The organism is Nocardioides alkalitolerans DSM 16699 (assembly GCF_000426525.1).
Classification (GTDB): Bacteria; Actinomycetota; Actinomycetes; order Propionibacteriales; family Nocardioidaceae; genus Nocardioides; species Nocardioides alkalitolerans.
Window position 1 is genome coordinate 262,721 of sequence record NZ_AUFN01000011.1, and the last position, 13,202, is coordinate 275,922.

Genomic DNA, 13,202 nt, shown 5'->3' on the forward strand with positions numbered 1-13,202 from the left:
TGGCCCGCACGCCATCTCGGGTCGGAGGACCAGTGACCGCACCGCACACCCAGTCCCAGCTCCGGGCCCAGCCCCCGGGGCCGACGCGCCGTACCGCCCTCGCGCTCGGCGCAGGAGGCCTGCTCACGCTCTCGGGGCTCGTCCGCCCCACGCCGGCGCAGGCGGCCTCGACGATCCGGCTCGACAACGTGCCCGTCGTCCTGCGCGCGGGCTCGCGGGCCGTCGTCACCGTCAACCGCACCTCGGGCCACCAGGCCCGCGTCGTGTTCTGGCAGCGCCGCAACACCACGTGGACGCCGGAGTTCCTCACGACCGACGGGCGCATCGGGTACGGCGGCCTCGTCGCCGGCACGCAGCGCCGCCAGGGCTCCGGGGCGACGCCGCTCGGCACGTACGGCCTGTTCTCGTCGTTCGGGACGCACGGCCTGCAGCCGGGGTGGGGCCTGCCCTACCGCAAGATCGAGTCGGGCGACTTCTGGGTGCAGGACAACGCGTCGAACTGGTACAACCGGCTCCGCAACCAGGCCCAGGGCGGCTTCCGCTGGAACCTGACGGGCGAGAACGGCTCGGAGCGGCTGAGCGACTACGGCGCGCAGTACGAGTACTCCGTCGTCACCGACTACAACTACCGCGAGCAGGTCCGGTACCGCGGCAGCGGCATCTTCCTGCACGTGAACGGCCGGGGCGCGACCGCCGGCTGCGTCTCCGTGCCCCGCCACGTGATGGTCGCGCTCATGCCCCTGCTGCACCCCGCGAAGGTGCCGCTCATCGCGATCGGCACCTGAGGCGCCGTGGCGACGGGCGCTGCGGGGGAGCAGGGCGCGGAGGTCCGCGTCGAGGTCGAGGGCCGCGTGCTCCGGCTGACCAACCTCGGCAAGGTGCTCTACCCGACCACCGGCACGACCAAGGGCGAGGTGCTCGACTACTACGCCCGCATCGCCCCCGTGCTGCTGCCCCAGCTGCGCGACCGCGCCGTCACCCGGGTGCGCTGGCCCCACGGCGTCGGCGGCTCGAGCTTCTTCGAGAAGAACGCGCCGGGCGGCACGCCGGCCTGGGTGCGGACGGCGGAGGTGTCGACCACCGGCTCCCGCCGCTGGGGCGACACGGGCGAGGAGACCGGTCCCGGCGTCCTGCGCTTCCCGGTCGTCGACGACCTCGCCACGCTCACGTGGGTCGTCAACCTCGCGGCGCTCGAGCTGCACGTGCACCAGTGGCGGGTCGGGCGCACCGGGCGGGCCCGGCGCCCCGACCGCATCGTCATCGACCTCGACCCGGGCGAGCCGGCCGGGCTCCACGAGTGCTGCACGGTGGCGCTGCTGGCGCGTGACGCGCTGGCCGAGCGGGGCCTGACCTGCACGCCGGTGACGAGCGGCAGCAAGGGCCTCCATCTCTACGCGTCCCTCGACCGGCTCCCGCGCGGCGAGGCGCCGGTCGACTCCGACGAGGCCAGCGCGCTGGCGAAGGCCGTCGCCGAGGAGCTCCAGGCGGCCCACCCGACCCTCGTCACCGCGTCGATGACGAAGCAGCGCCGCGGCGGCAAGGTCTTCATCGACTGGTCGCAGAACGCCGGGGCGAAGACCACCGTCGCGCCGTACTCGCTGCGCGGCAAGGACCGCCCGTACGTCGCCGCCCCCCTCACCTGGGCCGAGGTCGAGGCCGGCGCCGACGACCCCCTCGACATCGACCAGCTGACGTACGACGAGGTGCTCGCCCGCGTCGACGCCGACGGGGACCTGTTCGACGCGTGAGGCGTGGGGTGTCCCGCCGTACGCCGGCCGGGTCGACGTGCGCTCCGCAGCGGCCGGGCGAGCGTGGCGGACGGTCGCGGGCCCAGGGGCTCCGCGCCTGCATCGGTCCGCCACACTCGCGCGCCGAAGCCCCGACCGGCCCGGGCTCAGCCGATGAGGTCGCGCAGCTCGGCGATGGTCGCGGCCGGGTCGTCGGAGGCGGGCATGACGTTGATGTCGGTGACGCCGGCCTCCTCGAAGGCGGCGAGCCGCTCCTTCACGTACGACGCGGGGCCGACGAGGTTCGACGCCTCGAGCCACTCGGTGGGCACCAGCGCCTCGGCCTCCTTCTTCTGGCCCGAGAGGTAGAGGTCCTGGATCTTCTCCGCCTCCTCCTCGTAGCCGTAGGAGCGCGCGACGTCGTTGTAGAAGTTCTTGCCCTTGGCGCCCATGCCGCCCACGTAGAGCGCGAACAGCGGGCGGGCGAAGTCGAGGAGCGCCTTGGTCTCGGGGCCCTCGCCGATGGCGAGCATGCCGCCGGCCATCACGTTCAGCGGGCCGAGCTCGGCCGGGCGGGCCGCGGTGCCCTTGGCGAGCGCGTCGCCCCAGACGAGGGACGACTTCTCCGGGTGGAACAGGTGGGGGATCCAGCCGTCGGCGTACTCGGCGGTCTGCTCCACGCTCTTCGGGCCGAGCGCGGCGATCCAGATCGGGATCGAGGAGCGCTCGGGCTTCGTCAGCAGCTTGAGCGGCTTGCCGAGGCCGGTGACGGCGCCGTGCTCCTTGTCGAGCGGCAGGTGGAACTCGCCGTCGTGCACCAGAGGCTCGCGCTGGAGGCCGCGGCGGATGATGTCGACGACCTCGCGGGTGCGGGCCAGGGGCTTCGCGTACGGCACGCCGTGGAAGCCCTCGATCACCTGCGGGCCCGAGGCGCCGAGACCGAGGATGGCGCGGCCACCGCTGACGTTGTCGAGGCCGGCCGCCGTCTGCAGCAGGGCACCGGGCGTGCGGGAGTAGACGTTGAGGATGGCGGAGCCGATCTTCACGTTCTCGGTCTTCGCGGCCAGGTAGCCCATCAGCGTGGGGGAGTCGAAGCCGTACGCCTCAGCCACCCACACCGAGTCGAGGCCCGCCTTCTCCAGGGCGAGCACCTGGTCGGCCGCGTCGCGGGGGTTGCCGGCGTACTGGAGCTGGGTGGCGATGCGCAGAGTCATGGCGTCACGATGACAGCAGAACTGTCACCGATCAATCCGGGTCCACCGCACGGGTCAGAAGCCGCCGAAGTCCCCGCCGCCGCCGAGGTCCCCGCCGCCGAAGAACCCGCCGTCGCCGCCACCGCCGTCGCCGCCTCCGCCGCCGTCCCAACCGCCACCACCGTCGCCGCCGAACCCGCCGTCGCCGCCGGTGTCGAAGGCCGAGCCGCTCGAGAGCATCGCGCCCAGGAAGAACGCGGGGAACAGGCCGTTCATCATGGCCATGCCGTAGTAGCCGTCGGCGTAGGGCCGGTAGGCGGCACCGCCGTCGTACCAGGGCACCATGCGGCCGTCCTTGCGCACGAGGCGCGTGTCGGGCTCGGCGCCCTGGGCGAGCCGCTCGGCGTCGGCGGCGCACAGGGGCACGTCGCGGGGGACGCCGCCCGGGGGCGCCCACTCGACCTCGGTGGTCGACGGGCCGTGGGCCGGGTTGAAGAAGCAGGGCGCGAGGCGCTGGGGCAGGGGCTCGCCGGCCTGGCGGGCGAGCACGCACGCCTTGGCGTAGCGGCCATCCTCCAGCGCGGTGGTGACGCCCTTGACCTGCTCGGGCTCACGGACGTCGCGCAGCAGGTCCTTGGCGTTCTCGTAGGAGTCGAGGGCCCGCTGGTAGTCCTGCCGCATCGCCGGGTCGAGCTCGGTGGTGAGGGTGTCGATGTGCAGGTCCTGCAGCTCCTCGCCGAAGCGCGTGACGTCCTCGTCGGCCACCTTGGTGACCGCGCGGAGGCTCTCCTCGGCCTGCGCCAGCTGCTTGGCGCGGGACCGTTGCCACGCGACGACGCCGATCCCGGCGATCACGACCAGGGCCACCAGCACCACGACGAGCGTCATGGTCCGACGGTACCCACCGGTCGGTCACGCCTCGCGCGGCTTCTCCACCTCGTGCTCGCCGTTCCACGACGCCCAGAGCGCGGCGTACGACCCACCCGCGGCGACCAGCTCGTCGTGCGTGCCGAACTCGGCGATCCGCCCGTCGGCCACCACGGCCACCCGGTCGGCGTCGTGCGCCGAGAACAGCCGGTGGGCGATGGCGACGACCGTGCGGCCCTCGAGCACGGCGGCCAGGGAGCGCTCCAGGTGGCGCGCCGCCCGCGGGTCGATGAGCGACGTGGCCTCGTCGAGCACCAGCGTGTGCGGGTCGGCCAGCACGAGCCGGGCCAGCGCGACCTGCTGGGCCTGCGGGGGCGTCAGCGCCCGTCCGCCGTTGCCGACCTCGGTGTCGAGGCCCTCGGGGAGCGCGTCGGCCCACTCGAGCGCGTCGACGGCGGAGAGCGCCGCACGGATGTCGGCCTCGGAGGCGCCGGGGCCGGCGGCGAGGGCGAGGTTCTCCCGCAGGGTGCCGGCGAAGACGTGGTGCTCCTGCGTCACGAGCGCGACGTGGCCGCGCAGGTCGTCGAGGGGCAGGTCGGTGAGGGCGACGCCGCCGACGGTGACGGAGCCGGCGGTCGGCGGGTGGATGCCCGCCAGCAGTCGGCCGAGCGTCGACTTGCCGGCGCCCGAGGGCCCGACCATGGCGATGCGTTCGCCGACGCCGATGTCGAGGCTGACCCCGTGCAGCACCTCGCGCCCCTCGACGTACGAGAAGCGCGCGTCCCGCACGTCGACCTTCTCGCCGCGGGGCCGGGCGTCGGTGGCGACGCGGTCGTCGGGCACGTCGGCCACGCCGAGCAGCCGGGCCAGCGAGGCGGCGCCGACCTGCAGCTCGTCCATGATCGCGACGATCTGGTCGACCGGGCCGACGAGCATCTGCACGTAGAGAGTGGCCGTGGTGACCTCGCCGAGCGAGACGTGGCCGCCGACGTAGAGCCAGCCGCCCAGCAGGAGCGTGCCGACGACGGGCACGAGGTAGGCGATCTCCATGCTCGGGAAGAAGAGCGTGCGCAGCCGCAGGGTGTAGCGCTCGGCGCGGAACGACTCGGCGATGTCGTCGTCCAGGAGCCGCAGCCGGGCGCGTCCGATGCCGAGCGCGTCCGCCGTGCGGGCGCCCTCGACGCTCTCGGTGAGGGTGGTGTTGATCTGCGAGTAGGTGGCCGACTCCCACTGGTAGCCGTCGCGGGCCCGCGCCAGGTACCAGCGCAGCCCGATCACGAGCGGCGGCACGCCCAGCAGGCAGGGGAGCACGACCCACCAGCCGACGCTGATCGCGGCGGCGACCGTGAGCACGGCGGTGATGACGGCGATGACCCACTCGGGCACGGAGTAGCGCACCGACCAGCCGAGGCGGTCGACGTCGCGGCTCGTGCGGGTCATGAGGTCGCCGGAGCCGGCGTCCTCGACCGTGCTGATCGGCAGCGCGAGCGTGTGGTCGACGAAGTCCTCGCGCAGCTCGGCCAGCACCTGCTCGCCGAGCACCTGGCTCAGCAGGCGGGCGTAGCGCGTGAGCACGGCCTGGGCGACCACGAACCCGGCGATGAGCAGCACGATCCGGTTGACGTGCTCGTTCGTCGTACCGGTCTCGACGGCCTCCACGAGGTCGCCGAGCAGGCGGGGCAGCGCGAGCGCCGCGACGGCCGCGACGACGTGCAGCGAGAGCGCCGCCGCGAGCAGGCGCGGGTGGCGACGGGCGAGGTCGACGGCGTAGCGGCGGACGGCGGGGCCGTCGGCGACGGGCAGGGCGCGGACGCTCATCGCACGGTCTCCCTCGGTCGCGTCGGCCGGTCGGTCTCGTGGTCGTTCTGGTCGTCGTTCTGGTCGTCGGTCTCGTCGTCCGCGCCGCGGGTCACCACCGCGCGGTACGCCGGCACCTCGGTCAGCAGGTCGAGGTGCGGACCGTGGGCGACCACGCGGCCGTCGGGCGAGCAGAACGCGACCTCGTCGACCGCGTCGAGCATGAGGGGGCTGCTGGTGACGACGACCGTCGTGAGCCCGTGCCGCAGCTCGGCGAGCCGGGTGGCGACGCGGGCCTCGGTGTGGGCGTCGACGGCGGAGGTCGGCTCCACGAGCACGAGGATCTCGGGCGCGCAGGTGAGCGCCCGGGTCAGCACGAGCCGCTGGCGCTGGCCGCCCGAGAAGCTGCGGCCGCGCTCGGTGACCACGTGGTCGAGACCCTCGGGCAGCGCGTCCACGACGTCCTCCGCCGAGGCGGTGCGCAGGGCCTCGGCGAGCACCGCGTCGCCCCGGCCGAGCGGGTCGAGCACGTCGCGCAGGCGGCCCGAGAACAGCGCCGCACCCGTGTCGGAGACGAGCACGTGCCGGCGTACGTCGGCGGGGTCGAGCGCGGTGAGCGGCACGGCGCCGTCGGCGTCGACGAGACGGACCGCGTCGTCGGGGTCGGCGGTGGTGAGGCCCAGGCGGTCGGCGAGGTGGGCCGTGACGTCCGGGTCCTCGCAGACGAGGGCGACGAGACGGCCGGCGGGCACGCGCAGCCCCGAGCGCAGGTCGACGAGGTCGGCGCCCGTGGGCGCGACGAGGGGCGTCGTGGGCGTCGCGGTGTCGGGCTCGAGCGCCAGCACGTGGCAGACGCGGGCGGCGGAGACGCGGGCCCGGATGACCTTGTTGGCGAACTCGGTGGCCGTGCGCAGGGGGATCATCAGGAACGTCGCGTAGCCGTAGAACGCCACGAGCTCGCCGGCCGTGATGGTGCCCGCGACGGCGTACCGGGCGCCCACCCACACGACGAGCACGACGAAGACGCCGGGGAGCAGCACCTGGAGCGCGTCGAGCACCGACTGCAGCCGCGCGACGCGCACGCCGGCGCGGCGGGTCGTCTGCGACTGCCGGGCGTAGCGCTCCGAGAACACCTGCTCGCCGCCGACGCCGCGCAGCACGCGGAGGCCGGCCACGATGTCGCCGGCCGTGGTGGCGAGGTGGCTCATCAGCTCGCGCTGCATCGCGGAGCGGCGCTGGAGCGGCTTGAGCAGCGGGCCGACCGACAGCATCAGCAGCGGCACGCCGAGCAGCACCATGAGGCCGAGCGGCACCGAGGTGGTGAGCAGGATGCCGCTGACGAGCACGAAGCTGACGACGGCGCCGGCGAACCGGGCGCTGACGTCCATCACGCCGCCGATGTGCTCGAGGTCGCTGGTGCCGATCGCGACGACCTCGCCCGTCGAGACCCGTCGCGGCAGGGTGCCGCCCAGGCGCTCGGTCTGGTGGCCGACGAGCTGCACCGTGCGGTAGGCCGCGGTGAGCCAGTTCGTGACGGCGAACCGGTGCCGCATGATGCCGCTCCCCGCCTGCAGGAGGCCGAGGGCGAGCATGACGGCGGCCCAGCCGAGCAGGGCGCCCCGGTCGCGCGCCGCGACGCCGTCGTCGATCGCCCGGCCGATGACGGCGGGCAGCACGGCCTGCGAGCCCATCCACACGATGCCGAAGAGCGCGCCGCCGAGGAGGGTCACCTTCTGGCCCGCCGCCATCCACAGCAGCAGCCGACCGGGGGAGGAGTGGTCGGCGACGCCGGGGTGGTCGAGCGGGAGGGAGCGCACCGACTCACGGTAAAGACCTCGAGCGGGCTTCAGCCAATCCTTTTCGGGCGACGAATCGCCGACGGGCCCGATGAGTCCGTCGACCTGCGGCAGTCTGATCGCCGTGACCACCTCAGCCACCCCGTCGTACGCCAGCCACATCGAGGTCCGCGGCGCGCGGGAGAACAACCTGCGCGACGTCTCCGTCGACATCCCGAAGCGCCAGATCACCGTCTTCACGGGGGTCTCGGGCTCGGGCAAGTCGTCGCTCGTGTTCGGCACCATCGCGGCCGAGAGCCAGCGCCTGCTCAACGAGACGCACTCGACCTTCATCCAGGGCTTCCTGCCGAGCATCCCGCAGCCCGACGTCGACGAGCTGCGCCACCTGAGCGCCGCCATCGTCGTGGGCCAGGAGCGGATGGGCGGCAGCTCGCGCTCGACGGTCGGCACCGCCACCGACACCCAGGCGCTGCTGCGGATGCTCTTCGGCAAGGTCGGGGAGCCGGCGATCGCCCACCCGGCGCAGCTGTCGTTCACCCACCCCGAGGGCATGTGCCCGCGGTGCGAGGGGTCCGGCCGCGTCGACGACATCGACCTCGACCTGCTGGTGGACTGGGACAAGTCGCTGGCCGAGGGGCCGATCGACCTGCCCGACTTCGCCCCGGGCAAGTGGTACCTCCAGATCTTCATCGACTCCGGCTTCTTCGACGCCGACAAGCCGCTGCGCGAGTACGACGCGGCCGAGCGCGAGCGCTTCCTGCGCGGCGAGCCGGTGAAGGTGCGCACGGCGAACATGAACCTCACCTACGAGGGACTCGTCGAGCGGTTCAAGCGCAGCTACCTCAGCAAGGACTACGACGCCCTGCAGCCGCACGTACGGCGGATCGTCGACCGGTTCGTCACCTCCCAGCCGTGCCCCGACTGCGGCGGCAGCCGCTACGCGCCCGCCGTGCTGGGCTGCCGGATCACGGCCGACGGGCGGTCGCTGAACATCGCCGAGGCCGCGGCGCTGCAGGTCACCGACCTGGGCGTCTTCCTCCGCGCGATCACCACCCCCGAGGTCGCACCCCTCGTGCACGCGCTGGCCGAGCGTCTCGACGCCCTGGCGTTCATCGGCCTCGGCTACCTCTCGCTCGACCGCTCCAGCCCGAGCCTCTCGGGCGGCGAGGCGCAGCGCGTGAAGATGGTGCGCCACCTCGGCTCCGCCCTCACCGACCTCACCTACGTCTTCGACGAGCCGTCGGTCGGGCTCCACCCGCACGACCTGGGCCCCCTGACGGTGCTGCTGCAGCGCCTGCGCGACAAGGGCAACACCGTGCTCGTCGTCGAGCACAAGCCGCAGCTCATGGCGATCGCCGACCACGTCGTCGACATGGGCCCGGGCGCGGGGGCCGCCGGTGGCACGGTGGTCTTCGAGGGCTCGTACGACGCGCTGCGCGGCGCCGACACCCGGACCGGGCGCCACCTGGACCTGCAGCCGCCGCTGCGCACGTCGTACCGCACGCCGACCGGCGCCATCGAGGTGCGCGGCGCGAGCGCGCACAACCTGCGCGACGTCTCGGTCGACGTGCCGACGGGGGTGCTGACGGTCGTCACGGGGGTCGCGGGGTCGGGCAAGTCCACCCTGGTGCACACCGCGCTGCGGCGCGCCTGCCCGGACGCCGTCGTGGTCGACCAGGCGATCGCCCGCGGGTCGCGGCGCTCGAGCGTGGCGACCTACACCGGGGTGATGGACGAGGTGCGCAAGGTCTTCGCGAAGGCCAACGGGGTGAAGCCGGCCCTGTTCAGCGCGAACTCCGAGGGCGCCTGCCCGGAGTGCAAGGGCCTCGGCCTGATCTACTCCGAGCTGGCCTTCCTCGACACGGTCGCCACGACCTGCGAGGAGTGCGGCGGCAGCCGCTACACGCCCGCCGTGCTCGCCCACACGCTGCGCGGGCTGAACGTGGCCGAGGTGCTCGGGCTCTCGGCCGAGGCGGCCTGCGAGTTCTTCACCGAGAAGGCGGTGCTGAAGGTGGTGACGTCGATGGTCGACGTCGGCCTCGGCTACCTGACGCTCGGGCAGACCCTGACCACCCTCTCGGGCGGCGAGCGACAGCGGCTGAAGCTCGCGATGGAGCTCGGCACGAAGGGCGCGGTCTACCTGCTCGACGAGCCGACCACCGGGCTCCACCTCGGTGACATCGCCACCCTGATGGGGCTGCTCGACCGGCTCGTCGACGGCGGCAGCACGGTGGTCGTCATCGAGCACCACCTCGACGTCGTCAGCCAGGCGGACTGGGTGATCGACATGGGGCCGGGCGCCGGCCACGACGGCGGCACGGTGGTCTTCGAGGGCACGCCCGCCGACCTCGCCCGGGCCGGCACGCTCACCGGCGACTGCCTCGCCGCGCACGTCGGCTGACCCACCGGGGAGGGGTGGGGGCCCGGCCCCTATCGTGGAGCCCGTGAGCGCGGACGCCTGGTGCGAACTCTGTGAACTGCCCCTCCTGACGTGTCCCCACGGGGCACCGCCGCCGCCACCGTCCCCACCGCCGGCCCCCAAGCCGCCGCGGGCCTCGCGCGCCTCGACCCCCCGCACCCCGGCCCCCCGCCGCGTGCCCGGCACCCGGGCCCCGGCGATCGCGGAGCCCGAGGCGGTGCCCGCCCCGGTGCGCCGTACGCCCCGCACCCTCCCCGGCCGCACCGCCCAGTCGGCGTTCCGGCCGTACGTGCTCGCGGTCCTCGCCGACCACGCCGGCCGCCTCGAGCGCGAGCTGGTGCTCGACGAGCTCTCCACCCGGATGGCCGACGTGCTCCAGCGCGACGACCTCGCCGTCGGCCCCAGCGGCGAGGTCCGCTGGCGCACCGTGGTGCTCAAGGAGCGCCGAGCCATGGCCGACGACGGCCTGATCACCTCCGGCGGCCTGGGGCTGTGGGAGCTGACGACGACCGGGTACGACGCCCTCGAGGCCATTCGCGAGGCGCTCGCCGCCGCCGAGGCCGCCGAAGCGGGTGAGCCGGCTGGGTCGGCAGAGTCGGCGGAGTCGGCGGAGTCGGCGGAGTCGGCGGAGGTCGAGTCGGTCGGGTCGGTCGGGTCGGAGCGGTCGTCGGAGCCGAACCAGGCCTGAGAGGGCCGGCCCGAGCTGTCGGGTCTGCACGCCCTGGACGTGCCGAGTTGTCGCGTCTGCACGGTGACGCCGCTCGGGTCGGGTGTGGCGGACGCATGCGCCCAGGACGGGCTCCGGCGTGCGTCCGTCCGCCACGCTCCGCGCGGCCGGGCCATGCCCAGGCAGCCGCGCCCGTCCGTCGTCGACGGCATGCCGTCTCGCCCAACGCTTGATGTTTCAAGTGTTGCGAGGGATGCTTGCGGGAGCAACGACCTCCGAGGAGACCGCATGTCCGAGAACGTCACCCCGCTGACCGCCCTGGTCCCCACGCCGCCCGCCGAGGTGCGCACCCACGTCCGCGTGCCGATGGAGCTCGGTGACGGCTACGCGACCACCACCGACGTGTTCACGTTCCGCGGTCTGCTCGATGACCGGGAGCACCTGCTGCTCGGCCTCGGTGACTGGGCGGCCGCGGTCGAGCGGTCGGCCGCCGGGGGAGAGGCGCCGCTCGTGCGCCCGCACAGCGAGTGCCTCACCGGCGACGTGCTGGGCTCCCAGCGGTGCGACTGCGGCCCCCAGCTCCGCGAGGCCGTCGAGCGGATCACGGCCACCGGCGGGTTCCTGCTCTACCTGCGCCAGGAGGGGCGGGGCATCGGCCTCTACGCCAAGCTCGACGCCTACGCGCTGCAGGACGCCGGCCTCGACACCTTCGAGGCCAACGTCGCCCTCGGCCGCGGTGAGGACGAGCGCGACTATCGGGCCGCGGCCCAGATGCTCCGGGCCGTCGGCGCCGACCGGATCCGGCTGCTCTCGAACAACCCCGACAAGGCGGCGCAGCTCGCGTCGTACGGCGTCGTGGTCACCGACCGCGTGCCCACCGGCGTGCACCTCTCCGACGCCAACGCGCGCTACCTCGTGGCCAAGCGCGACCACACCGCGCACACCCTCGACCTCACCGCCTGAGCGCGACGGCCCACCGGGCGGGCGGGCTCAGCGCGCGAGGCCCTCGACGACCTCCGCGCCGGGCAGCTCGGCCAGGAGGGCGCCGGGCACGAGCAGCTTGGAGCGGCGCAGGCCGGAGCCGAGCACCACGACGTCGGCCTCGAGCAGGCGCGGGTCGACGAGCACGCGCCAGGCGGCGGGCAGCCCGACCGGGGTGATGCCGCCGTGCTCCATCCCGGACTCCTCGACCGCGCGGTCCATGGCAAGGAACGACGCCTTGCGCACGTCGAGCGTGCGCTTCACGAGCCCGTTGACGTCCGCCCGCGTGTCGGCGGCGACGACGCACGCCGCGACCCGCTCCTCGCCGTCACGCCGCCCGGCGACCAGCACGCAGTTGCCGGAGGCCGCCAGCGGCAGGTCGTAGGCCTCGGTCAGGGCGGCCGTGTCGGCCAGGTCGGGGTCGATCTCGACGACCCCCATGGCACCGTGGTGGGCCCAGTCGGCGAGGGCCGCCGCGGTCGGGTCGGCGAGCAGGTCGGTGGCGTCGGCGAACGGGCGGCCGACCAGGCCGCCCAGCTGGGGGATGCTCATGCGCCCGAGTCTGCCGGAGCCCGCCCCCCGCTCCTCGTGCGGATGTCACCTGCTCGTCACCCGGGCGTGGGGCCGATGTCGTGGACGGCTGGTGCTCTCGAGAGCGTGACGGTCCAGCTCACGCCCCTCAGGTCCCGCTCGCGGCACAGCCTCGTGGTGACGCCGGGGGTGACCGCCCACCGCGGAGCCTCGGCCTACCGGCCCGAGCACACCCTCGAGGCCTACCGCACCGCCATCCGCGCCGGTGTCGACGACATCGAGCTCGACCTCGTGGCCACCCGCGACGGCGTGCTCGTCGCCCGCCACGAGAACGAGCTCTCCGCCACCACCGACGTCGCCTCGCGCCCCGGGCTCGCGCACCTGCGCACCACCCGCAGCGTCGACGGCGTCGAGCGGGAGGGCTGGTTCGTCGAGGACCTGACGGTCGCCGAGCTCAAGACGCTCACCGCCCGGGAGAGGTTCCCGGACCTGCGGCCGGACTCCGCGGCGTACGACGGCCGCGAGGGCGTGCCGACGCTCACCGAGGTCTTCGCGATGGTGGAGGCCGAGTCGGTGCGACGCGGGCGCGCCGTCGGCATCATGCTCGAGCTCAAGCACGTGGAGCACGCCCGGCGCCGCGGCCTCGACGTCGAGACCGCACTGCTGGCCGACCTGCGCCGCCACGACCTCGACCACCCGCGAGCCCGTGTCACGGTCATGTCGTTCGAGACCGAGGTGCTCCGCCGGCTCTCGCGACGCAGCCGCGTGCAGGTCGTGCAGCTGCTCGACCTACACGACCGGCAGCCGCCCGACGCCGTGCTCGCCGGTGACCCCACGACGTACGGCGACCTCATGACCCCCGAGGGCCTCGCCCGCGTCGACGAGTACGCCGACGGCATCGGCGTCACCAAGGCGCTCGTGCTGCCGCCCGGCCCCGACGGCACCCTCGGCGAGCCCACCGACCTCGTGCGCGACGCCCACCGTCGCTGGCTCACCGTGCAGGTCTGGACGCTGCGCGCCGAGAACCGCTTCCTCCCGACCGACCTGCGCGACGGCGACGACCCCGCGTCGTACGGCGACCTCTTCGCCGAGGCGACCGCCTTCCTCGACGCGGGGGTCGACGGCCTCACCACCGACCACCCCGAGATCGTCATGGCGGCGGTGGCGCACCGCCTCTGACGCGGACCGGAGGGTTTGGTCGGCGGGCTCACGGGCACACGACTC

At 74.1% G+C, this 13,202-nt stretch carries 11 protein-coding genes; 6 read left to right on the forward strand and 5 right to left on the reverse strand.

The annotated features are described in order from the left end of the window. The first annotated feature begins 32 nt into the window (after nucleotides 1-32). Together K329_RS25445 and ligD are read left to right on the forward strand one after the other, a co-directional pair. Complete coding sequence (locus K329_RS25445; protein ID WP_084541102.1) at nucleotides 33-785, forward strand: L,D-transpeptidase family protein; 753 nt, start codon at nucleotides 33-35, stop codon at nucleotides 783-785. A 6-nt stretch (nucleotides 786-791) separates the two neighbouring features. After that, nucleotides 792-1,748, forward strand: coding sequence for a non-homologous end-joining DNA ligase (gene ligD / locus K329_RS0107915; protein WP_028472614.1), 957 nt, complete (start codon nucleotides 792-794; stop codon nucleotides 1,746-1,748). 146 nt (nucleotides 1,749-1,894) lie between these two features. On the opposite strand, the gene K329_RS0107920 is transcribed toward ligD, so the two are convergent. Genes K329_RS0107920 through K329_RS25450 form a run of 4 tightly spaced genes read right to left on the reverse strand, consistent with a single transcriptional unit; the run spans nucleotide 1,895 to nucleotide 7,401 of the window. Further along, on the reverse strand, nucleotides 1,895-2,941 hold the full coding sequence (locus K329_RS0107920) for an LLM class F420-dependent oxidoreductase (protein ID WP_245596482.1): 1,047 nt from the start codon (nucleotides 2,939-2,941) through the stop codon (nucleotides 1,895-1,897). Between the two features lie 54 nt (nucleotides 2,942-2,995). Next, on the reverse strand, nucleotides 2,996-3,808 hold the full coding sequence (locus K329_RS0107925; protein WP_028472616.1) for a hypothetical protein: 813 nt from the start codon (nucleotides 3,806-3,808) through the stop codon (nucleotides 2,996-2,998). 24 nt (nucleotides 3,809-3,832) lie between these two features. Then, entirely contained in the window at nucleotides 3,833-5,605 is a 1,773-nt protein-coding gene (locus K329_RS0107930) for an ABC transporter ATP-binding protein (RefSeq protein WP_028472617.1), read from the reverse strand. Continuing rightward, nucleotides 5,602-7,401: an ABC transporter ATP-binding protein gene (locus tag K329_RS25450; RefSeq protein WP_052336545.1), complete on the reverse strand. Its 1,800-nt coding sequence runs from the start codon at nucleotides 7,399-7,401 to the stop codon at nucleotides 5,602-5,604. The genes K329_RS0107930 and K329_RS25450 overlap by 4 nt, the downstream gene beginning before the upstream one ends. Nucleotides 7,402-7,504: 103 nt before the next feature. Here K329_RS25450 and K329_RS0107940 point away from each other — a divergent pair, with 103 nt between their 5' ends. From K329_RS0107940 to K329_RS0107950, 3 genes are all read left to right on the forward strand, one after another. Beyond that, the gene (locus K329_RS0107940; RefSeq protein WP_028472618.1) at nucleotides 7,505-9,781 is read left to right on the forward strand and encodes an ATP-binding cassette domain-containing protein; all 2,277 of its coding nucleotides are present in this window, start codon (nucleotides 7,505-7,507) and stop codon (nucleotides 9,779-9,781) included. Nucleotides 9,782-9,974: 193 nt separating this feature from the next. Next, entirely contained in the window at nucleotides 9,975-10,487 is a 513-nt protein-coding gene (locus K329_RS0107945) for a hypothetical protein (RefSeq protein WP_028472619.1), read from the forward strand. 267 nt (nucleotides 10,488-10,754) lie between these two features. Beyond that, complete coding sequence (locus tag K329_RS0107950) at nucleotides 10,755-11,429, forward strand: GTP cyclohydrolase II (RefSeq protein ID WP_052336546.1); 675 nt, start codon at nucleotides 10,755-10,757, stop codon at nucleotides 11,427-11,429. A gap of 27 nt (nucleotides 11,430-11,456) precedes the next feature. Here the strand turns inward: K329_RS0107950 and K329_RS0107955 are convergent, their stop codons facing one another. Further along, complete coding sequence (locus K329_RS0107955; RefSeq protein WP_028472621.1) at nucleotides 11,457-11,999, reverse strand: YbaK/EbsC family protein; 543 nt, start codon at nucleotides 11,997-11,999, stop codon at nucleotides 11,457-11,459. Nucleotides 12,000-12,104: 105 nt separating this feature from the next. Between K329_RS0107955 and K329_RS25455 the strand changes: the two genes are divergently transcribed. Beyond that, nucleotides 12,105-13,157, forward strand: coding sequence for a glycerophosphodiester phosphodiesterase family protein (locus K329_RS25455; protein ID WP_052336547.1), 1,053 nt, complete (start codon nucleotides 12,105-12,107; stop codon nucleotides 13,155-13,157). Nucleotides 13,158-13,202 lie beyond the last annotated feature (45 nt).